The organism is Microvirga ossetica (assembly GCF_002741015.1).
Taxonomy (GTDB): domain Bacteria; phylum Pseudomonadota; class Alphaproteobacteria; order Rhizobiales; family Beijerinckiaceae; genus Microvirga; species Microvirga ossetica.
Window position 1 is genome coordinate 3,311,802 of the sequence record NZ_CP016616.1, and the last position, 20,024, is coordinate 3,331,825.

Genomic DNA, 20,024 nt, shown 5'->3' on the forward strand with positions numbered 1-20,024 from the left:
CATGTCCATTGCTCCCTTGCCCCATTCCGTTCCCGCGCAGGGTCGCCCGACGCGGATCATGATCGTCGACGACAGTGCCGTCATTCGCGGCATGATCGGCCGTTGGCTCACCGAAGCGGGCGGCTTCGAGATCGCCGCGACGGCGTCCAACGGCCGGATGGCCGTCGATGCGGCGCAGCGCTCGAAGCCCGACATCATCCTGCTCGACATCGAGATGCCCGAGATCGACGGTCTTGCGGCGCTGCCGATGATTCTGAAGGCGCATCCCGCGAGCAAGGTCATCGTGATCTCGACGCTCACGCAGAGAAATGCCGAGATCTCGCTGAAATGCCTCTCGCTTGGAGCGGTCGACTATCTGGCGAAGCCCGAGAGCGCGCGCGCCGCCGGAGCGGCGAACGACTTCCGCCGCGATCTCGTGGAGAAGCTGCGCGCCCTGGGCGAGCCGCGGGTGAGGCCGGTCAGAATTCTCGCGCCGGTTCCTTCAGCCTCGACGCCTTCGACATTGGCGGGCACGCCGAGGCCCGGCTCCGTCAAGCCGCAATGTCTGCTGATCGGCTCCTCGACCGGCGGTCCGCGGGCGGTGGAACGGGTTCTCTCGGACATGAAGCCCGTTCTCACGAGTATTCCCGTGCTGATTGTTCAGCACATGCCGGCGATGTTCACGGCCGTCTTCGCCGAGCATCTGCAGAGCCTGCTCGGCCTCCCGGCGCGCGAGGCGAGGGACGGCGATGCGATTTTTCCAGGCACCATCCTCGTCGCTCCGGGTGGGCGCCATATGGGCGTGGTGTCGTCCGGAGGCAAGGCAGTGATCCGGCTCAACGATGGGCCGCTGGAAAACTTCTGTCGTCCTGCCGTCGATGTGCTGTTTCGCGAGGCGGCCTCCGTCTTCGGGACGTCGGCCCTTGCGGTGGTTCTGACGGGCATGGGCTCGGATGGAACCCATGGTGCGCGCCATCTCACCAAGGCGGGCGCGACCGTCCTTGCGCAGGACGAAGCCACCAGCATCGTCTGGGGCATGCCGGGTAGCATCGTGAAGGCGGGCCTCGCTCACGACGTCCTGCCCCTGGAATCCATCGGCCGTTCCCTGAAGGGCCTCATCAGCGGATCCTCGAAATGACCGATGCCGAATTTGAAGCGCTGCGCGTCTTCCTGAAAGCGCGTTCCGGCCTGGCGCTCTCGCCCGACAAGAGATACCTCGTCGAGAGCCGTCTCGCGGCCGTGTGCACGCGCTTCAAAATCGAGAGGCTTTCGCATCTGGTCCGGGAGATCAGGACCGGCCGCTCGTCCGCCCTCGAGAAGGCGACGATCGAGGCGATGACCACCAACGAGACGTTTTTCTTTCGCGACAAGACGCCGTTCGATCTCTTCCAGGAGGTCCTCCTCCCCAAGTATCTGAAGGAGCGTGCCGCGAGCCGGCGGCTGCGCATCTGGTGCGCGGCGGCCTCGAGCGGGCAGGAGCCCTATTCGCTGGCGATGCTTCTGAAAGAGGCATCTGCGCGCATGCCGGGATGGCACATCGACATCGTGGCGACCGACATCTCGACGGAGGTTCTGGAGAAGGCGAAGGCCGGCCTCTACAATCAGTTCGAGGTGCAGCGGGGATTGCCGATCCGGTTTCTCGTCAAGTACTTCACGCAAGTTGGGGAGCAGTGGCAGATCTCGCAGGACATCCGATCCATGATCGACTTCCGCTATCTGAACCTCCTCGACGATTTCAGCCGTCTCGGCCAGTTCGACATCGTCTATTGCCGCAATGTCCTGATCTATTTCGATGCGGCCTTGAAAGCCGACGTGCTGCGCAGGATTGCGAACACCATGGCGGCGGACGGATCGCTCCTGCTTGGCGCTTCCGAGACCGTTCTCGGCGTCACCGACGCGCTCGCCCTCGATCCCGGACACCGCGGGCTCTATGCAAAAGCCGCGGCGGCCAATGTCACGAAGCTGTTTGCCGTCCGCGCGCGCTAGTTTTTAGCATCTGCATGTCGCATCATTCTTGAGACCGAGCGTCCGGTCTTGCGCCGGACGCTTGTTTTCTTTTGCATGCGACCCGCGCTTTTATAGTTAACAAACAGTAAATACAAAGTTTTTTCTGAAATCGTCCATGTTGTTCTTGACGCGACGGAACGATCTCAGTAAACCAGAGCTATAGGCACCGACGCGGAGCTGATGCTCCAGGTGCCACAAGCACTATGGTACGCCTTCGTCAGAAGGCCAGGCATGATGCCAATCCATTTTTCCGGTACGAGCCCGGATGTCATGTGAGCAGCGGATCGGGAATTCCCCCGAGGCATGAAGCCACTTCGCTGGGTCGGTTAGATCCCGACATTCCCTGAACAATCACCTCATTCATGGAAGAAGCACATGTCTTCGATCAATACGAATCTCTCCGCCATGACCGCCCTGCAGTCGCTGAAGTCGACGCAGAATGCTATGAACAAGAACCAGAACCAGATCTCCACGGGTCTGCGCGTCGGCGAGGCCTCGCACAACGCTTCCTACTGGTCGATCTCGACCCAGATGAAGTCCGACAATGGCGCTCTCAGCGCTGTGAAGGACGCGATCGGCCAGTCCAAGGCCATGATCAACACCTTCACCTCGGCGATGGACAAGGCGCTGACCTATCTCAACAAGATGAAGGCCGGTCTTGTGACCGCGAGCCAGCCTGGCGCTGATCTCGCAAAGATCCAGGAAGAATTTAAAGCCAACATCGAAGGCATGAAGAGCGCTGCGGGCTCGGCGTCATTCAATGGTCAGAACTGGCTTGCTGGCGCTGCTACAACGGTCAACCTTGTCACTTCGTATGATGGTGTCGCCAATAAGGTCGGAATGCTGGCGATCAACACCGCCGACACATCGCTCTTCACTGACCCGACTACTCCGGCTACAGGTGCTGGCCTGCTCGGCGACGTCGCGCTGATCAATCTCAGCGGCGCGACTGCAGCACAGATCGCGACCCATCTGGGAACCGTCGACACTGCGATCACCGCTGTGACGAAGGGCTCGGCGATGCTTGGTGCCAATAAGGCCCTGCTCGAGACCCAGGAAGAGTTCATCTCCGCTCTCTCTGACTCGCTGACGGCTGGTGTGAGCACCTTCATCGATGCCGACATGAACGAGGCTTCGACCCGTAACCAGGCTCTGCAGACCCAGCAGCAGCTCGGCGTGCAGGCTCTCTCCATGGCGAACCAGAACAGCCAGATGATCCTGAAGCTCTTCCAGTAAGAGTTTTAGATCGGACCTGAAGGGAGCCTCGCCTTGCAAAAGGCGGGGCTTCTTTCGTTGGAAAGGGTCTTGACGATGGTGACGACACGATTGTTGTCCGGCCGCCGGCAGGCGGCAGCGCTGGCCACCCTGTCGGTGGCCGTTCTGGCTGCGGCCCTGCATGCGGATGCAAGGGCAGCGGCGTCCCTGCTCGGATCCTGGGACTATGTCCTGCGGCACGATGCCGAAGGCCAGCCTCAGGCGGCCTTCGCCCGGCTGCGCGGCGAGAGGGGCTCGCTTCTGTGGCTGACATGCCAACGCCAGTCGTTGGACGCCGATCAGCCTCCGGTTCGCTTCATCACGGCGGCCGTCGCCCAGAGGCAGTATCTCGGCCGCAGCGATCCCCGCGGCAGAAGCACGGTCTACTGGTTTGATGGCGGAACGCCGGAGGTCGGCCACTGGCTCTATCGCGACCGGTATGGTCAGATTCCTAAACCCGAGGAGATGCGCGCCTTCGTCGAGAAGCTCGCCGGCGCGAGCAGCCTGACGGTGGAGCTCTCGAACTACCGCTATGAAACGCAGAAGCTCGAATTCCAGCTCGATCCTGCGGACACCAGGAACGTCGCCGACAGGTTCACGAAGGATTGCGGGAATATCCTCCGCGAGAGCGCCGAATCGTCTGAAAGATCGACGTCCGGTTCTCTCGCAATCGAGCCTCGGAAAGCCGCACCATGATCAGCACATCGACACGCTATCAAATCATCACTAAGGATCTGGCACGCACGAAGGCTCTGATTGAGAAGGAGCCTGCGACCAAGCGCGAGATCGAATATTATCAGGCGAACATCAAGACCATCAAAACCATCGACGAGTTCATCAAGAACGACCGCCTCTTCAAGTTCGCCATGAAGGCCTATGGTCTCGAGGACATGGCTTACGGCAAGGGATTGATGAAAAAGCTGCTTAAGGAGGGCGTCAGCAACCCCCTGAGCATGGCGAACAAGATGTCGAACCCCCTCTACAAGGAATTCGCCAAGGCCTTCGACTTCGCCGCCAAGGGAGCGGAGGCCACCTCGGCTGCGGGCGCAACGACCGATGCGGTCGCGAAGTATGTTCAGATCACGCTCGAGAAGAAGGAGGGCGATCAGAACCAGGGCGTTCAGCTCGCCATGTACTTCAAGCGCAAAGCCTCGTCGGTCACGACGACGATGGGGCTTCTCGCCGACAAGGCGCTCCTGAAATTCGTTCAGAACACCTTCAATATCCCGGAGGCGGCATCGAGGGCGGATCTCGACATTCAGGTCAGGAACCTGGAGAAGCACCTGAACGTGAAGGATCTTCAGGATCCCAAGAAGGTCGACAAGCTCATCCAGCGCTTCAGCGCCATGTGGGACGTCAACAATGCCAGCACGACCATGGCTGCGCCGGTGCTGACGCTCTTCGATCAGTCGTCGTCCGTGCAGCAGGGATTCAGCGTCGATCTGATGATGAGCATCACCAAGCTCAGGCTCGGGGGCTAGAGCACTTTCCCGAAATGGACGGTTTGCCTCGTCAGCGTGGGATCACGTCGACGATGATCCGCTGGGAGATCGGGGTGGCATTCGACGGCGCTCTGGTGACGAAGACGACGCCCGTGCACGTGGTCGTGACCGGCCGGATCGGGGTGCGGTGCTTGTCGGCCCCGACCAGATAATTGACGGTGTAATAGGGTTCTCCGCCGATGAAGGTCGTCTCGCGGCTTTCGAAGACATAGCCGACCTGCATGGGATCGATGCGATAGACGTTCCGCGGCGGGCCGAGGACTGCGATGCGGGTGCTGATCGGCTTTCCGATATAGTCGGAGCACGACAGGGCGAGCGTTTCATGCACGGTCGGTGTGCATCCGGCGGCGCCGGCGGCGATCGCGAACATCATGACAAGGTGTCTCAAGCAAACCTCCGGCCGAAATCGTCTGCGAGTATAATCTCAATTTATCATCACTTCATGACTTCGCACGATCTTGGTGAATCAAGGTGCCGGAGCGAAGACGCTGCACCGTCAGTCCCGCGCAAGCTTGCCGCGCCACTATGCCTGCAGGAGATGAGCGATCTCGCGAAAAGAGGGGAGAGAGTCCGATGGCTGTCGTTCTGGTGCCGGTGATTGCCGCGTCGCTGGTCTGTTTGATCGGAACGCCCACCGTGCGTCTCATGATCTCGTCGACGAGGGCCCGCGACTGGGCGAGAACCCGCAGCATGGTGCAGAGCCGGTTCTGAAGCCGCTCCATAATCGCTCGCGAATACCTTCGACGATGCGCTCTTCAAAGAGTGGAGTATCGGATGGGGTCCCAAAAGTGGGCCCGCTTTCGGATCCGATCCTCTAAGAGCCGGACCCTCTCCGATCATAGAGGGACATGTCCCGTTCTGTTGCTTGAACTCAACACCGCGGGCACGTCGTATTGTCTACCCCGAGTTCTCCCTTGCCGAGAGCTTCCGCTGCTGACAGCTTTATAAAAAAGAAAAAGCGAAAAGGTGCGGGGCATGTGCGGGATGAATTCTCAGTTTTCTCGAACGCGGCGGGGACGCTTCAATCGCTTCTTCGCACTAGCAGCTTTTTCCTCCGCGATGCTGACCGGCATCGCAGGCATCAATTCCGCATTCGCCCAGACGGCGATGCCCGTTTCGGCCAATGCGATTCAGGTCGCCGGCAACGCCGGCCCGACGCCGGCATGGATCGCCTTCTGCGCACAGATGCCGGAGGAATGCACCTACGACGCGTCCGAACCGGCCAGGATCGTTCTCGACCAGACAACTTGGAAGGCTATCGTCGAGATCAACGAGCGCGTCAACGACACCATCATCCCGGTGACGGATCAGGACCATTGGGGCGTCGCCGACCGCTGGGACTATCCGGGTGACGGTCTCGGCGATTGCGAGGACATCCAGCTCCTGAAGCGCCGTATGCTCACGGAGAAGGGCCTGCCGCACCGGGCCCTGCGCATGACGGTCGTGATCGACGAACTGGGAGCGGGGCACGCCGTCCTCATGGCCAGGACCGATCGCGGCGATTTCATTCTCGACAACAAGCGCAAGGCCGTGCTGCCCTGGCAGGAGACGGGCTATCGCTATGTGAAGCGGGAAGGCTCGGACAATGCTGCCTGGGTCTGGCTCGGCAACCAGGCCGCGCCGATCGTGACCGCCACGAAGTAGACGGCAATTCCGCCAAGTTCGGCTTTATCGCAGAGGGACGAGCATCGGAACGATCCGATGCTCGCGCGTGCTCGACGGATCAGCTCGACGTCGACGGTTGGGTGATCATCGTCTCGGTGGTCAGCACGACCCAGCCGGCGTCCGAATGCTCGATCGAGATGACCTGGCCGATGCCCGGAAGCGTCATGCCCGGAGTGACCCACCACAGACCTTCCGGTCCTTCGATCAGGGCAGATTCGCCCGTCGCGCGATGAATGACGTAGCGCTGGAATTGGCCAGCCCGGGCGAGGACCCGCGATGCGGTCTCACCCTTGTTGCCCGGAGCGAGATCCGATTCCCTCGCCTGCTTGTTCAGCGACCCCGTGGTTGCAGGGCTCATCTCAGTGGTGCGGGTCTGAGCCGCACTCGAGCCTCTGCCGTTCGATGCACTGCCGTCTGCGATGTGGAGATAGCTGCGGCCGTCGCTGAAATTCAGCGCGTAGACGGGCAGGGCGACGGCGGAGAGCGCGAAGACGAGACCGAGGCAGATCACGATGCGGTCGCCCATCGCCTCCTTGGCGCGGATGAGCTCCTCGAGCCGCTGAACCTTCCGCTCCCTGCGCGTGACGGTGTCGGAATCTCCTTTGGCATAGGCCGCGCGGGCCACCTGTTCCAAAACCTTATCGAACCGAATGCCCATGGAAACCGCCGCAACTTGAATCGGGTGAATCATTCCTAGGCCGCTATGCTTAACATTCCGTCACCTGACGCAGAGAAACTTGGCCGTACGCCGTGCGGCGGAGCAAGCTTCAGACAAGCATCCGCGCATTAAGAGGGAAGTGCCATTCATAGGTATTGCGTTGGCGCTGCTCCTTTGAGGTGATCAATGAAGATTAGAACCAAGATTTTTGCGCTCGTTGCCACGTTGAGTTTCGTCGCGATCGTCACCGCCGCCGTCGGCATCAATACCCTGCAGGCCTACAATCAGGCCGTGGACGACGTGAGGCACGCCGCTGCGCGCGCCTTCCACGGCGAACGCCTCAACCGTCTGGTGACGCATGTGGTCATGGAGGCGCGCGGCATCTACGCCTCGAAGGACACGAAGGAGGCGCAGAAATTCGGCGAAGGCCTTGTCGCGACGCTGAAGGACATCGACGGCCTGCTCAAAGAGTGGGAACCTCTGGTTCCTGCGTCCAACAAGGCGCTGTTCGACGCCGTCGTCAAGGACGCCGCGGAGTTCAAGGCCTTCAGGACGGAAACCGTCCGCCTCGGCGCCGAGGTCTCGCCCACGGCAGCGAACGCCCAGGGCAACACCGATGCCAACCGCGCCAACAGGAAGGCGTTCCAGGTCAGCATCGATGCTCTGACGAAGCGCGGAAGCGAGGACATCGAAGCGGTCAACCGGCATGCGGCCGCGCTCAAGGATCAGCGCTTCACGCTGCTCGTCTCGATCGCGTTCGGCGGCACGATCGTCGCGCTTCTCGTCGGCTGGCTCGTCGGCCACAGGCAGATCGCGCGGCCGCTGAAGGCCGTGACCGAGGCGATCCAGAAGCTTGCCTCGGGCGATTACAACCTGCCCAAGGCGAGCGTCGGCCGCGATGAGGTCGGCGACATCTGGAAGGCGACGCAGGTCTTTGCGGGTGCCATGCAGGATGCGGAGATGCTGCGGCAGGCGCAGGCCGACACGGAGAAGCAGACGGTCGAGCGGCGCAGGCACGAGATGATGGCGCTGGCACAGAGCTTCGAGGGCAGCGTCGGCGGCCTCGTTCAGCATCTGTCGGTCGCGGCCCAGCAGATGGAGGCGACGGCCCGCTCGATGGCCACCACCGCGCAGCAGACCAACCAGCAATCGAACTCGGTGGCTGCGGCGGCGGAAGAGACGTCGAGCAACGTGCAGGCGGTCGCGGCTGCGGCTGAGGAGCTGGCGGCGTCCTCGAACGAGATCGGCTCGCAGGTGTCGCAGACCTCCAGCGCGGCAGCGCGCGCGGTGGCGAATGCGCGCAAGACGAACGCGCTCGTCGAGACGCTGGCCGAAGGTGCGCAGAAGATCGGCGAGGTGGTCGCGCTCATCAACACCATCGCGAGCCAGACCAATCTTCTCGCGCTCAACGCCACCATCGAGGCGGCGAGGGCCGGAGAGGCCGGCAAGGGCTTTGCTGTGGTGGCCGCGGAGGTGAAGGAGCTCGCCAACCAGACTTCGCGCGCGACCGAGGACATCAGCGCCTATGTCAACCAGATCCAGCAATCCACCACCGGCGCCGTCGAGGCGATCCGCGAGATCGGCCTCACCATCGAGGAGGTGCATCAGATCGCAACCAGCGTTGCTGCCGCCGTCGAGGAGCAGCAGGCGGCAACGCAGGAGATCGCCCGCAATGTCAGCGAGGCGGCGCGCGGCACCCAGGACGTGAGCGAGAGCATCGTCCAGGTCCAGGGCGCGGCGACCCATGCCGGTTCGGCCGCGTCGCAGGTGCTCGCCGCCGCCGGAGAGCTCACGGCCAATTCGCATGCGCTGAGCCGCGAGGTCGATGGGTTCCTTCAGGGCGTCAGGGCAGCCTGAGCCGCCGCGCGGATAACGAATGCCGGAGCGCGGCTCTTAACGGCTGCGCTTCGGATCGCTTCCTTTACGCCGTCTTCGGCCGGGACCCGGCGCCATCGGCCTCGCCGTCCGTCTGTGCCCGGGCGGCTTGCGCCGTCCTAGACGCGGCGAGAACGCGGGTCAGCAGGGGCATGCTCGAATAGGGTTTGGCGAGAAAGGTCGCGCCGGGCGGAAGATCGCCCTGAGCCGGCCATTTGCGGCCCGAGGCGATGACGATCGCCACCGAAGGCCAGCGCCGATGCACCTCCCAGGCCAGGTCGTAGCCGTCGATTCCGGGCGGCATCTCCACGTCCGAGAGCACCACATCGACCAGGACGCCCGCTTTGAGGACCGTCAGGGCCTCCTCCGCGTCCGCGGCCTCGATCACCCGGAAATGCGCATCGGAGAGCAGGTCGGCCGCAACCAGGCGAACCAGCGGCTCGTCTTCCACGAGAAGGATGATGCCGGGGGACTGCTGACCTTGGGATTGCTGATCGGACACGGGGCCAGTTCGATGTCGGGACAGGGGCGACGATTCATATACGGTTCCGCTCGCCCGGGCCAGTCGGCGGCGACAACCCGGCGCAGCACTTTCGGTAGAACCCTCCGGGCATCCGCACGTTGATCGCGTATCGCTTCGCAGGGGCAAGAATGAACGCCGCATCCGTCACGGTTCTTCCACGCCGAACCCCACCCTCCATTCTCGTAGTCGAAACCGATGTCCGGATCCGGTGCCTCGTCAGCGACGCGTTACGGGCTCTCGACTTCAAGGTTCTCGAGGCGAGTTCCGCCGATGACGCCCTGACGGTGCTCGAGGCCATGCGGATCGATCTCCTGTTCATCGCGCTCGACCTGTCGGGAGGGCGCAGCGTCCTCGACGTGGCGCGTCTCGCCCGCACGCGGCGGATGCACACCCGGATCATCCTTGCGTCCGACGGTGTGCTCGCCAAGACGGTCGCAGACGATTTCGGGCCCGTTCTGCGCAAGCCCTATGAGACGTCCCAGGTTGTAGAACTCGTCATCCGCGCTCTCAACTGGCCCGAGGTGCCGGGAACCCCGAGAGGAACCTGGCCGGTGGAACCAAGATGAAAGCTCTGCGGTTAGAGTTCCGTGAGCACGACATCGACCAACATCACCCTTCGCGCCGATGCGCCTTCGCCGACCGTTCTCGTGGTCGAGGACGAGGTCCTGATTCGTCTCGTCATCGCGGATTACCTGCGTGACTGCGGCTACAAGGTCCACGAGGCGGTGAGCGGTGAGGAGGCGATTGCGATCCTCCAGGCGCCGGAGGTATCCATCGACGTGGTGTTCAGCGATGTCGAAATGCCCGGAAGCATGGACGGTTTCGCCCTGGCGCGCTGGGTCCGGGCCAACAAGCCGGGAATGGAGATCATCCTCACATCCGGGATCGAGCGCTCGGCGGATATCGCCGCGACCCTGTGCGAAGCCGGTCCATTGATGAAGAAGCCTTATTCTTCCCAGGACGTCGTCGATCGCCTCAGGCAGCTCGCCGCGAAGGCAAGGCGCTCCTGAAAGCTTGGCCGTAAATGTTACGCCCCTGCAACGGATGGGAACTGGATTAAGGCAGGCCCGTTTCTGCTGCATGAAGCCGCATCGCCGCATCGTGAATCAGCCTGTCATCCTCATGGTCGAAGACGAGCCTCTGGTTCGTCTCACTCAGGTCGATATCCTACGGGAAGCGAAAATCTGGGTCGTCGAGGCGCAGGATGCCGACGAGGCTTTCGAGCTACTGAAGAGGCGGCCCGATATCCGCGCGGTGCTCACCGACGTGAACATGCCGGGATCCATGGACGGTTTCGAATTCGCCCGCCTCGTACGGCAAGGCTGGCCGGAGGTCGGCGTGCTGGTCATCTCCGGCAAGACCGGTCCGGGTCCCGGGGACCTGCCGCCCAATGCCGATTTTCTCCACAAGCCAATCCTTCCCGACGATCTCGTCGCCGCCCTTCGGAAGGTGATGGCGGGGCATCCGCAAGGCTCGCTCACGCCTGAGGGGTAAACTACGCCTTCCGACTGTTGAGATCAGTGTCATTCCCGGCGAGGGAAGGGAATCTGCCTCCACGCAATGCGCTATGGATACCCTTCCCGGCCTGCGGCCGCCGGGGATGACACCAGGGGACTGCAGTCACGCGCGGACGGCACGCGGTTGGCGCGAATCCTCAACAACCGTCGCCTCCGCAATACGCACCCACAGGCGCTCGACCTCTGCCTTCACCGTGTGAATCGCAGCCTCCTTGACGGGGCCGTAGCCGCGGATGTCCATCGGTGCCTTGGCAATCTTCAGAAGGTCACCGAGGTGCTGCGGCGCGAGGCTGGCAAGGATCTTCTCGATCTGCTCCTCATACCATCCGATGAGCGCCCGCTCGGTGCGGCGCTCGGCCGTGTAGCCGAAAACGTCGAGAGGCGTGCCGCGCAAGCCCTTCAGCCGGGCGAGCACCTTCATCGGCGTCTGGATCCAGGGGCCGAAGGCACGCTTGCGCGGGCGGCCGCGCGCGTCGAGCTTCGATGGGAGAAGAGGAGGCGCAAGGTGATAGTTCACCGTGAAATCGCCCTCGAACTGCTGCCGCAGCTCGTCGAGGAAGCCGGTCTCCATGTGCAGGCGCGCGACCTCGTATTCATCCTTGTAGGCCATGAGCTTGAACAGCGAGCGCGCCACGGCGTCGGTGAGCATCTCGGAGCCGATGGCGGCTTCCGCCTTGCGGACCCGTTCGATTGCGGCCTCGAAGCGGGCCGCATAGGCGGCATTCTGATAGGAGCTCAGGAAGGCCGCGCGTCGCGCGATGACCTGGTCGAGCGTCTCCGGCTCCTCCGGCTTGTCGCCTGCAGCCTTATGCACGGCATCGGGATCGGCGCTGAGCAATCGGCCCCAGGCGAAGGCTTGCCGGTTGCGCTCGATCGCGACGCCGTTGAGCTCGATGGCGCGCGAGAGCGCCTCGAAGGACACGGGCACCAGCCCCTGCTGCCAGGCGAAGCCGAGCATCATCACATTGGCATAGACGGTGTCGCCGAGCAGCGTTTCGGCAAGCGCATTGGCGTCGACGGTTGCCATGTTGCCTTCCCCGACGACGCGCTCGATGGCGCGCAGGCGCGTGCGGCTGGCGAGATCCGCATCGCGGAAGCGCACCACGTCCCCGGTCGGCATCTCCGCCGTGTTGACCACGGCGCGGGTGCCATGCCGATAGGTGCCGGAGGCCTTGGGCGAGGAGCTGACGACCACATCGCAGCCGATCAGCGCATCAGCCGCGCCCTGATCGATGCGGACCTGATACAGCTCGCTTGGCTGCGCCGCGATGCGAAGATAGCTCAGCACCGGCCCGAACTTCTGGGCAAAGCCCGTGAAGTCCAGCACCGACACGCCGCGTCCTTCGAGATGCGCCGCCATGCTGATCAGCGCGCCGATGGTGACGACGCCCGTGCCGCCGACGCCGGTGACGAGCAGGTCGAACGGCTTGTCGAGCGCCGGCAGGACAGGGGAGGGCAGCGTCGATGCCTGAGCATGCGCATCGAACCCCGACGTCGCCCTCGCCCGGCGCGTGGCGCCCTCCACGGTGACGAAGCTGGGGCAGAAGCCCTCGAGGCAGGAAAAGTCCTTGTTGCAGGTCGACAGGTTGATCTTGCGCTTGCGACCGAACGGCGTCTCCTTCGGCTCGACGCTCAGGCAGTTGGAGGCGACGGAGCAATCGCCGCAGCCTTCGCAGACGAGGTCGTTGATATAGGCGAAGCGCTTGGGATCCTCCATCTGCCCGCGCTTGCGGCGGCGGCGCTTCTCGGTGGCGCAGGTCTGTTCGTAGATCAGCACCGTGACGCCGGGGATCTCGCGCAGCTCCTTCTGCACGGGATCGAGATCCTCGCGCGGGTGGATCGTCACGCCTTTCGGCAGATCTGCGGGCTCGAACTTATCGGGATGATCCGACACGAGCGCGATGCGCGACACGCCCTCCGCCTGCACGCTGTGGGCGATGGCATGGACGCTCACGGGACCGTCGACCGGCTGGCCTCCCGTCATGGCGACCGCGTCGTTGAACAGGATCTTGTAGGTGATGTTGGCGCCCGCTGCGATGGCCTGCCGGATCGCCATGGAGCCGGAATGATAATAAGTGCCTTCGCCGAGATTCTGGAAGATGTGGCCCTGGCCCGTGAACCTGGAGGAGGCCGCCCAGTTCACGCCCTCGCCGCCCATCTGGATCAGGGACGAGGTCTCCCGGTCCATCCAGCTCGCCATGAAGTGGCAGCCGATACCGGCCAGCGCCTTCGAGCCTTCCGGCACCTTGGTCGAGGTGTTGTGCGGGCAGCCGGAGCAGAAATAGGGCGTGCGCGTCGCGCCCGGCACGGCGATGGTGCGCTCCGGGTCCGGCGTGAGCGCCGCCACGCGCTGCGCAAGACCGAGATCGGGGAAGATGGCGTCGAGGCGTTGGGCAAGAACACCGGCGAGGAAACGCGGGGACAATTCGCCCGTCCAGGGAATGAGCCGCTCGCCCCTCTCGTCGTGCTTGCCGACCATGCGCTCCGGCTTCGAGCCGGGATAATCGTAAAAGTATTCCTTGAACTGGCTCTCGATGATGCCGCGCTTTTCCTCCACCACGAGGATCTCGCGCTTGCCCTTCACGAATTCCAGCGCGTCGTGCAGGGCGAGCGGCCAGACCATACCGACCTTGTAGATGTCGATGCCGTGCGCGCGGCAGGCGGCCTCGTCGAGGCCGATGAGGCGCAGCGCCTCCATCAGGTCGAGATGAGCCTTGCCGGCGGTGACGATGCCGTAGGTCGCACTCGGGATGTCGTAGATGCGGCGGTCGATGGGGTTGGCCTTGGCGAAGGCATAGACCGCATGCTTCTTCGCCTCCATGCGCTCCTCGATCTGCGGCCCCGGCAGATCCGGCCAGCGATAATGCAGGCCGCCGGGCGGGGGCGTGAAATCGGGCTCCAGGAACTGGCGCGGCGGATGCAGTTCGACCGAGACGCCGGACTCGACGATCTCCGATACGGCCTTGAAGCCGACCCACATGCCGGAGCAGCGGCTCAGCGCATAGCCGTATTCGCCGAATTCGAGATATTCCGCGACGCTCGCCGGATGCAGCGTCGGCATGAACCAGCTCATGAAGGCGACGTCGGATTGATGCGGCATCGAGGAGGAGACGCAGCCATGATCGTCGCCGGCGATCACCAGCACGCCGCCATGGGGAGACGAGCCATAGGCGTTGCCGTGCTTCAACGCATCGCCCGAGCGGTCGACGCCAGGCCCCTTGCCGTACCAGAGGCCGAACACGCCCTGGACCTGCCTGTCGGGATTGGTCTCGACCTGCTGCGAGCCCAGCACGGCGGTCGCGGCGAGGTCCTCGTTGACGGCGGGCAGGAACTCGATCCGGTTCGCCTTGATTTGCTCTTTCACGCGCCAGAGCTCGAGATCGACGCCGCCGAGCGGCGAGCCGCGATAGCCGGAGACGAAGCCCGCCGTGTCGAGGCCGGCGGCCTGATCCCGCTTGGCCTGATCGAGCACGATGCGGACGATGGCCTGGGTGCCCGTGAGGAAGACGCGGCCTTTGTCGCGGCTGTACCGGTCGGCGAGCCGATAGGAATCGAGTGAGGGAGCGTGGTCCATGAGCCTGATCCCGGAAGGAGAAGCGCGATTGATTGGCTTCTCTAGAATAATCCTGAACTGCTGGTAGGAGTTTCCTATCTATTCCCGATTATGGTCATTATCGGTAGAAATTTTATTTTCGGGCCGTACAATGGGTAGGATTTACCAAATTGAGAGGCGCGATGATCGAGCGTCAGGACGAGCATATTCTGGCGCAGCTGCAGAAGGAGGGCCGCACCACCAACCAGCAGCTGGCGGAGGACGTGGGCATGTCCACCTCGGCCTGCTGGCGGCGCGTGCGGGCGCTCGAAGAGGCAGGGGTCATCGTCGGCTATTCGGCCCTGGTCGACCGGGAAAAGGCGGGGTTCGCCACCTCCGCCATCCTGCACGTGTCGCTCGAGCGCCATGATGCGAAATTCGTCGACGAGTTTGTTTCACGTGTAACGGCGCGCGCCGAGGTCATGGAATGCTTCGCGACGACGGGCGATGCCGATTATCATCTGCGCGTCGTCGTGCGCGACATGAAGGCCTACAACGAATTTCTCGACGAGTTCATGTTCCGGCTGCCCGGCATCCGCTATGTGCGCACCAACGTGGTTCTGAAGGAGATCAAGACCAGCGTGGCGCTGCCGTTCTGAGAGTCTGACCCACAATCCTCCGCCCCCATCCTGAGGAGCCGCGAAGCGGCGTCTCGAAGGAGCTTCCAGTGTACGCTGGAAACGCCCTGATCCTTCGAGACGGATTGCTTACGCAATCCCCTCAGGATGAGGGCTCAAGGGGGAGCAGAAATTGAGCCAATCTCTGAAGCCGGCAGAGGATTCTACTTACTCTCGGACAGCAGGGCGTAGGCGAGCTGCGCCATCGCCACGGGGCGCGCGTCGCCATCCGTCGTGAGCGTCACGCTGCCGAAGGCCATGCTGCGTCCGAGGCGGACGACCTTCGCCTCCGCCAGAACATCCGCGCTCATTGCAGGGCGGAGAAAGTGCATCGTCTGATCGACCGTGGTCATGGGCCGGTAGGCGCCGGCCGCGGACGAGACGGCGAACACCATCGCCGTGTCGGCAAGGCTCATGAGCGCCTGGCCGCAGATCACGCCGTTGTCGCGGCACAGCCTGTCCGAAAACCGCATGCGCAGCACGGCGCCATCCTCGTCCAGGCTTTCGATCGAGAGATTGAGGTCCTGCACCCAGGGTGCGAAGACGCCGGTGATCATCTCCTCTGCGGTCGCGCGGTCGAACGTGGTCATGTTTCCCCACTCGGTCGTTTGTGATCGTTCGTCCCGCGCTCGCTGGCGCGGGTTTACGGATAGAACTTTGCGTTCGAAGCCGCCCGCCCGGCAAGGCTCTCCGCGACCTCCCAGCCCGGCCCGTCCCGTTCGGCCCTCTCCTTCACCTGAGCGAGAATGGGTTGCAGCCCTATCCGGTCCGCCTCGAACAGAGGCCCGCCGCGCCAGGCCGGATAGCCATAGCCGTGCATCATCACCACGTCGACATCGAGCGGGCGCTCGACGATGCGCTCGTCCAGGATCTTGCAGGCTTCATTGACGATGGCGGCGCGGATGCGCGCCTGGATCTCCTCGGTCGAAATTTTTCGTCGCGTCAGCCCGCGCCTCTGCGAGGCCTCCTCAACGAGCGCCGTGACGGCGGGGTCGATCTCCCGCTTGCCGGCCTCGTAGCGATACCAGCCCGCTCCCGTCTTGCGGCCGAAGCGGCCCGCCTCGCAGAGACGGTCGGCGATGTCGACATAGCGCTCGTTCGGGTCGCGGTTAGCCGCAAGGCGCTTGCGGCGTGCCCAGGCGATGTCGAGGCCGGCCATGTCCGACACGGCGAAAGGCCCCATCGGGAAGCCGAAGGCCTCGAGCGCCGCATCGACCTCATGCGGCAGCGCGCCTTCCTCGAGCAGATACTCCGCCTGCTGGCGGTAGCGCGACAGGATGCGGTTGCCGACGAAGCCGTCGCAGACCCGGCAGACCACCGGGATCTTGCGCAGGCGCTTGGCGAGGGCAAGGCCCGTGGCGACGACATCGTCGGCCGTCGCATCGGTCCGCACGATCTCGAGAAGCTTCATCACGTTGGCCGGGCTGAAGAAATGCAGCCCCACCACGTCGGCCGGACGCGACGTGGCATCGGCTATCAGCGAAATATCAAGGTAACTGGTATTTGTTGCCAGGATCGTTCCAGGCTTCGGGATCGCATCGAGATCGCGAAACAGCGCCCGCTTGACCTCCAGATCCTCGAACACCGCCTCCACGACGAGATCGCGATCCGACAAGGTGTCGAGCCCGACCCCATAGTCGATCAGCCGCGACCTCTCGTCCCTTGCCGCGGCCGTCAGCCGTCCGCTCGCAACCTGTTTCTCGTAGGTGTCGGCAATGCGCGCCCGACCGGCGGCGAGCGCCTGTTCGCTGGTCTCGACGACTTTGACGTCGAATCCTGCATCGGCAAAGGCGATGGCGATGCCGGAACCCATGGTTCCGGCGCCGACGATCCCGACCTTCTGAACCGAACGCGGCTCAACCGCATCGAAGCCCGGAAGACGCGTGACCTCCCGTTCGGCGAAGAAGGCGTGCCGCAGGGCAGCCGATTGCTCGGACGACCGCAGGGCAAGAAACGTTTCGCGTTCGCGCGCCATGCCCTGTTTCAGCGGTAGCTCCGCCGCGAGCAGAACGAGTTCCGCAGCCCTGCCGGGCGCCTCGGCGCCTCGGGCCTTGCGGCGGATTTCCGCGATTCTTGCGGAAGCGTTTTGGCCGTCCATGGCGGCAACGGGTTGCTCACCCGTGCGCCGGATCTGCTTGCCGATCAGCTCCCGCGCAAGCTCCATCGTATCCTGGCGAAGATCGCCGGATGAGAGCCGGTCGATAAGACCGAGACGCAAAGCTTCCGCCGCCTTCACCATGCGCCCGCTGGAGACGAGATCGAGGGCCGCTTCGAGGCCGATGAGCCTCGGCAGGCGTTGCGTGCCGCCCGCTCCCGGAACCAGCCCGAGCTTGACTTCGGGAAGCCCAAAACTTGCTCCTGGATCGGCAATGCGGGCATGGCAGGCAAGGGCGATCTCGCAGCCGCCGCCGAGCGCAGTGCCGTGAACGGCTGCGATGACCGGCTTGGAACAGGCTTCGATGGCATCGATCACATCCGGCAGGTGCGGCTCGCGCGGAGGCTGGCCGAATTCGCGGATGTCGGCGCCGGCCACGAAGGTGCGGCCGGCACAGGCGATCACGACGGCCTCGATCTGAGGATTCCGCTCGACCTCATGGATCGCCGCGAGCAGCCCCGCCCTCACCGCCTGCGACGTGGCGTTGACCGGCGGATTGTCGATCTCGATCACGGCCACCGGAGAGGTAGGCGTGAGCCGGACGGAATTGTCGTCGGCCGGTGACGCGGCTGTCATGGACGCACCGCGTTCATCGTGAGGAGCTCGTAGGTTGCAACCGTCTCGTCCATGTCCGTCGTGATCTCCACGTCCCAGCGCACCTCGCCGTATTGCTCATTGCGCGGCGATTTCGATTTCGCCGTCAGCCGGACCTTGATGGCCTCTCCCGGCTGCACGGGCTTGATGAATCGTAAGGAATCGAGACCGTAATTGGCAAGCACCGGTCCGAGATCCGGATCGACGAAAAGGCCGGCTGCGAAGGACAGAAGCAGATAGCCATGGGCGACGCGGCCGGGGAAGAACGGATGGTTCTTCGTCGCCTCCTCGCTCATATGTGCATAGAAGGTATCGCCGGTGAATTCCGCGAAATGCTCGATGTCCTCGAGGGTGATCGTGCGCTCCTTCGAGATGAAGGTCTGGCCGATGGCGAGGTCCTCGAAGTAGTAGCGGAAGGGATGGCGTCCCTCTTCGATGGTGGGCGCGCCCTTGATCCAGCTTTGCGTCACGCGGGACAGCATGGCCGGCGAGCCCTGCAGGGCAGTGCGCTGCATGTAATGATGCACGCCGCGGATGCCGCCGAGCTCCTCGCCGCCGCCGGCGCGTCCTGGTCCGCCATGAACCATGTGCGGCATCGGCGAGCCGTGGCCGGTCTGCTCCTTGGCGCAGTCGCGGTCGATCAGCACGAGGCGTCCGTGGAAGGCGCCGACGCCGAAGACGAGATCGGCCGCCGCGGCGGGATCGTAGGTGTAGAGGGAGGCGACGAGACTGCCGTCGCCGCGATTGGTGAGAGCCACGGCCTGATCAAGCCCGTCATAACCCATTACCGTGCAAACCGGGCCGAAGGCCTCGACGCTGTGCACGTTGGTGGCGCGGATCGGGTCCGGGCAGTGTAGGACCAATGGAGGAATGAACGCGCCGCGCTCGCGGTCGGCACCTTCGACCGCGAAGTTGTCGGGGTCGCCGACGACGATGTCCGCTTCGCTCCGCAGCTTCGCCACCTGGGCGAGCACGTCGCGGCGCTGACCGAGGCCGACGACCGGTCCCATGCGGACGCTCTCGAGTTCCGGGTTGCCAACCTTGATCTTGGAAAGGCGCTCGCCGAGAGCCGAGATCACGGCAGGCACATGTTCGTTCGGCGCGATGGCGCGCCGGATCGCCGTGCATTTCTGCCCGGCCTTCACCGTCATCTCCTTGGCGACCTCCTTGATGAAGAGGTCGAATTCCGGCGTGCCGGGCCCCGCGTCGGGGGCGAGGATCGCCGCGTTGAGCGAGTCGCGCTCTGCAATGAAGCGCACCGATTCGCGCGCGATCACAGGATGCCGCTGCAGCTTCTGCGCCGTGTCGGCCGAGCCCGTGAACGACACCACATCCTGGCAGGTCAGGTGATCGAAGAGATCGCCCGTCGAGCCGACGATGCACTGGAGCGCTCCTTCGGGGAGGATGCGGGATTCCGCGATCATGCGCACGAGCGCATGCGCCACATAGGATGTGATCGTCGCCGGCTTGGTCACCACCGGCACGCCGGCCAGGATCGCCGGCGCGAGCTTCTCGAGCATGCCCCAGCAGGGGAAGTTGAAGGCGTTGATGTGCACGGCGACGCCGGTCAGCGGCGTCATCACGTGCTGGCCGACGAAGCTGCCGCCCTTGGAAAGGGGTTCGACATTTCCATCCAGAAGGAAGGTGGTGTTGGGCAGCTCGCGCCGTCCCTTGGACGCATAGACGAAAAGCGTGCCGATGCCGCCATCCACGTCGATGAAGTTGTCGGTGCGGGTGGTGCCGGTTTGGTAGGAGAGCTTGTAAAGCTGGTCCTTGCGCTCCGATAGATAGATGGCAAGAGCTTTCAGCATCTCCCCGCGCTGATGGAAGGTCAGCCGACGCAAGGCGGGGCCGCCGACCTGCCGGGCATAGGCCAGCACCTCGCCCATATCGAGACCGCCATTCGCCACTTCGGCGACCACGTCGCCGGTGACGGCACTGTGGATCTGGGCCAGCTCGTGGCCGGGCGACATCCAACTTCCGCGAACGAAGCTTTCAAGTCTCATGGGGCACCTTGGAATGACCTGCGCAGCCGCATTTGCGTCGCTGCATCTGTGCCGCATTATTAACCGACCGGCCGGTTAGT

19 protein-coding genes are annotated in these 20,024 nt (G+C 63.8%); 12 read left to right on the forward strand and 7 right to left on the reverse strand.

The features are described 5' to 3' along the window. Position 1 precedes the first annotated feature (1 nt). The 5 genes from BB934_RS15715 to BB934_RS15735 all read left to right on the forward strand — a co-directional run bounded on the left by BB934_RS15715 (position 2) and on the right by BB934_RS15735 (position 4,721). Positions 2 to 1,117 (forward strand): protein-glutamate methylesterase/protein-glutamine glutaminase, encoded by a 1,116-nt coding sequence (locus BB934_RS15715; RefSeq protein WP_099510469.1) that lies wholly within the window; start codon positions 2 to 4, stop codon positions 1,115 to 1,117. Continuing rightward, positions 1,114 to 1,965 (forward strand): CheR family methyltransferase, encoded by an 852-nt coding sequence (locus tag BB934_RS15720; protein ID WP_099510470.1) that lies wholly within the window; start codon positions 1,114 to 1,116, stop codon positions 1,963 to 1,965. Before BB934_RS15715 ends, BB934_RS15720 begins: the two co-directional genes overlap by 4 nt. A 396-nt stretch (positions 1,966 to 2,361) precedes the next feature. Beyond that, entirely contained in the window at positions 2,362 to 3,222 is an 861-nt protein-coding gene (locus tag BB934_RS15725) for a flagellin N-terminal helical domain-containing protein (RefSeq protein WP_099510471.1), read from the forward strand. Between the two features lie 69 nt (positions 3,223 to 3,291). Continuing rightward, positions 3,292 to 3,936, forward strand: a complete 645-nt coding sequence (locus tag BB934_RS15730) for a hypothetical protein (RefSeq protein ID WP_099510472.1) — start codon at positions 3,292 to 3,294, stop codon at positions 3,934 to 3,936. Further along, positions 3,933 to 4,721 carry a DUF1217 domain-containing protein gene (locus tag BB934_RS15735; protein WP_099510473.1) on the forward strand — a complete coding sequence of 263 codons (789 nt, stop codon included), beginning with the start codon at positions 3,933 to 3,935 and terminating at the stop codon, positions 4,719 to 4,721. The genes BB934_RS15730 and BB934_RS15735 overlap by 4 nt, the downstream gene beginning before the upstream one ends. A gap of 31 nt (positions 4,722 to 4,752) precedes the next feature. On the opposite strand, the gene BB934_RS15740 is transcribed toward BB934_RS15735, so the two are convergent. Next, positions 4,753 to 5,130 carry a hypothetical protein gene (locus tag BB934_RS15740; protein ID WP_157934187.1) on the reverse strand — a complete coding sequence of 126 codons (378 nt, stop codon included), beginning with the start codon at positions 5,128 to 5,130 and terminating at the stop codon, positions 4,753 to 4,755. Positions 5,131 to 5,315: 185 nt separating this feature from the next. On the opposite strand from BB934_RS15740, the gene BB934_RS47115 reads away from it, so the two are divergent. After that, positions 5,316 to 5,453, forward strand: coding sequence for a hypothetical protein (locus BB934_RS47115; RefSeq protein WP_157934188.1), 138 nt, complete (start codon positions 5,316 to 5,318; stop codon positions 5,451 to 5,453). Between the two features lie 264 nt (positions 5,454 to 5,717). Next, complete coding sequence (locus BB934_RS15745; RefSeq protein ID WP_099510475.1) at positions 5,718 to 6,386, forward strand: transglutaminase-like cysteine peptidase; 669 nt, start codon at positions 5,718 to 5,720, stop codon at positions 6,384 to 6,386. A gap of 79 nt (positions 6,387 to 6,465) precedes the next feature. On the opposite strand, the gene BB934_RS15750 is transcribed toward BB934_RS15745, so the two are convergent. Continuing rightward, positions 6,466 to 7,065, reverse strand: coding sequence for a hypothetical protein (locus BB934_RS15750; protein ID WP_099510476.1), 600 nt, complete (start codon positions 7,063 to 7,065; stop codon positions 6,466 to 6,468). A gap of 186 nt (positions 7,066 to 7,251) precedes the next feature. Between BB934_RS15750 and BB934_RS15755 the strand changes: the two genes are divergently transcribed. Then, a complete protein-coding gene (locus BB934_RS15755; protein WP_099510477.1) occupies positions 7,252 to 8,922 on the forward strand; it encodes a methyl-accepting chemotaxis protein in 1,671 nt (556 codons plus the stop codon). Between the two features lie 64 nt (positions 8,923 to 8,986). On the opposite strand, the gene BB934_RS15760 is transcribed toward BB934_RS15755, so the two are convergent. Next, positions 8,987 to 9,442: a response regulator gene (locus BB934_RS15760; protein ID WP_237049985.1), complete on the reverse strand. Its 456-nt coding sequence runs from the start codon at positions 9,440 to 9,442 to the stop codon at positions 8,987 to 8,989. A gap of 149 nt (positions 9,443 to 9,591) precedes the next feature. Between BB934_RS15760 and BB934_RS15765 the strand changes: the two genes are divergently transcribed. The 3 genes from BB934_RS15765 to BB934_RS15775 all read left to right on the forward strand — a co-directional run bounded on the left by BB934_RS15765 (position 9,592) and on the right by BB934_RS15775 (position 10,957). After that, positions 9,592 to 10,029, forward strand: coding sequence for a DNA-binding transcriptional response regulator (locus BB934_RS15765; RefSeq protein WP_099510479.1), 438 nt, complete (start codon positions 9,592 to 9,594; stop codon positions 10,027 to 10,029). A gap of 21 nt (positions 10,030 to 10,050) precedes the next feature. Further along, a complete protein-coding gene (locus BB934_RS15770) occupies positions 10,051 to 10,473 on the forward strand; it encodes a response regulator (RefSeq protein WP_099510480.1) in 423 nt (140 codons plus the stop codon). Positions 10,474 to 10,543: 70 nt separating this feature from the next. Further along, positions 10,544 to 10,957, forward strand: a complete 414-nt coding sequence (locus BB934_RS15775; protein ID WP_099510481.1) for a response regulator — start codon at positions 10,544 to 10,546, stop codon at positions 10,955 to 10,957. A gap of 126 nt (positions 10,958 to 11,083) precedes the next feature. On the opposite strand, the gene BB934_RS15780 is transcribed toward BB934_RS15775, so the two are convergent. Continuing rightward, complete coding sequence (locus BB934_RS15780; protein ID WP_099510482.1) at positions 11,084 to 14,554, reverse strand: indolepyruvate ferredoxin oxidoreductase family protein; 3,471 nt, start codon at positions 14,552 to 14,554, stop codon at positions 11,084 to 11,086. Positions 14,555 to 14,715: 161 nt separating this feature from the next. On the opposite strand from BB934_RS15780, the gene BB934_RS15785 reads away from it, so the two are divergent. Continuing rightward, positions 14,716 to 15,171 carry an Lrp/AsnC family transcriptional regulator gene (locus BB934_RS15785; protein ID WP_099510483.1) on the forward strand — a complete coding sequence of 152 codons (456 nt, stop codon included), beginning with the start codon at positions 14,716 to 14,718 and terminating at the stop codon, positions 15,169 to 15,171. A 182-nt stretch (positions 15,172 to 15,353) separates the two neighbouring features. Here BB934_RS15785 and BB934_RS15790 read toward each other — a convergent pair whose 3' ends face one another. The 3 genes from BB934_RS15790 to paaZ are packed head-to-tail and all read right to left on the reverse strand — an operon-like array spanning position 15,354 to position 19,944. Beyond that, complete coding sequence (locus BB934_RS15790) at positions 15,354 to 15,779, reverse strand: PaaI family thioesterase (RefSeq protein ID WP_099510484.1); 426 nt, start codon at positions 15,777 to 15,779, stop codon at positions 15,354 to 15,356. Between the two features lie 53 nt (positions 15,780 to 15,832). After that, positions 15,833 to 17,920, reverse strand: a complete 2,088-nt coding sequence (locus BB934_RS15795; RefSeq protein WP_099510485.1) for a 3-hydroxyacyl-CoA dehydrogenase NAD-binding domain-containing protein — start codon at positions 17,918 to 17,920, stop codon at positions 15,833 to 15,835. Further along, positions 17,917 to 19,944: a phenylacetic acid degradation bifunctional protein PaaZ gene (gene paaZ, locus BB934_RS15800; RefSeq protein WP_099510486.1), complete on the reverse strand. Its 2,028-nt coding sequence runs from the start codon at positions 19,942 to 19,944 to the stop codon at positions 17,917 to 17,919. The genes BB934_RS15795 and paaZ overlap by 4 nt, the downstream gene beginning before the upstream one ends. Positions 19,945 to 20,024: the final 80 nt, after the last annotated feature.

Coding starts and splice junctions, on each gene's coding strand:
- BB934_RS15715 (WP_099510469.1), top strand. CDS start 2: ATGTCCATTGCTCCCTTGCCCCATTCCGTTCCCGCGCAGGGTCGCCCG.
- BB934_RS15720 (WP_099510470.1), top strand. CDS start 1,114: ATGACCGATGCCGAATTTGAAGCGCTGCGCGTCTTCCTGAAAGCGCGT.
- BB934_RS15725 (WP_099510471.1), top strand. CDS start 2,362: ATGTCTTCGATCAATACGAATCTCTCCGCCATGACCGCCCTGCAGTCG.
- BB934_RS15735 (WP_099510473.1), top strand. CDS start 3,933: ATGATCAGCACATCGACACGCTATCAAATCATCACTAAGGATCTGGCA.
- BB934_RS47115 (WP_157934188.1), top strand. CDS start 5,316: ATGGCTGTCGTTCTGGTGCCGGTGATTGCCGCGTCGCTGGTCTGTTTG.
- BB934_RS15745 (WP_099510475.1), top strand. CDS start 5,718: ATGTGCGGGATGAATTCTCAGTTTTCTCGAACGCGGCGGGGACGCTTC.
- BB934_RS15750 (WP_099510476.1), bottom strand. CDS start 7,065: ATGGGCATTCGGTTCGATAAGGTTTTGGAACAGGTGGCCCGCGCGGCC.
- BB934_RS15755 (WP_099510477.1), top strand. CDS start 7,252: ATGAAGATTAGAACCAAGATTTTTGCGCTCGTTGCCACGTTGAGTTTC.
- BB934_RS15765 (WP_099510479.1), top strand. CDS start 9,592: ATGAACGCCGCATCCGTCACGGTTCTTCCACGCCGAACCCCACCCTCC.
- BB934_RS15775 (WP_099510481.1), top strand. CDS start 10,544: ATGAAGCCGCATCGCCGCATCGTGAATCAGCCTGTCATCCTCATGGTC.
- BB934_RS15780 (WP_099510482.1), bottom strand. CDS start 14,554: ATGGACCACGCTCCCTCACTCGATTCCTATCGGCTCGCCGACCGGTAC.
- BB934_RS15785 (WP_099510483.1), top strand. CDS start 14,716: ATGATCGAGCGTCAGGACGAGCATATTCTGGCGCAGCTGCAGAAGGAG.
- BB934_RS15790 (WP_099510484.1), bottom strand. CDS start 15,779: ATGACCACGTTCGACCGCGCGACCGCAGAGGAGATGATCACCGGCGTC.
- BB934_RS15795 (WP_099510485.1), bottom strand. CDS start 17,920: ATGACAGCCGCGTCACCGGCCGACGACAATTCCGTCCGGCTCACGCCT.
- paaZ (WP_099510486.1), bottom strand. CDS start 19,944: ATGAGACTTGAAAGCTTCGTTCGCGGAAGTTGGATGTCGCCCGGCCAC.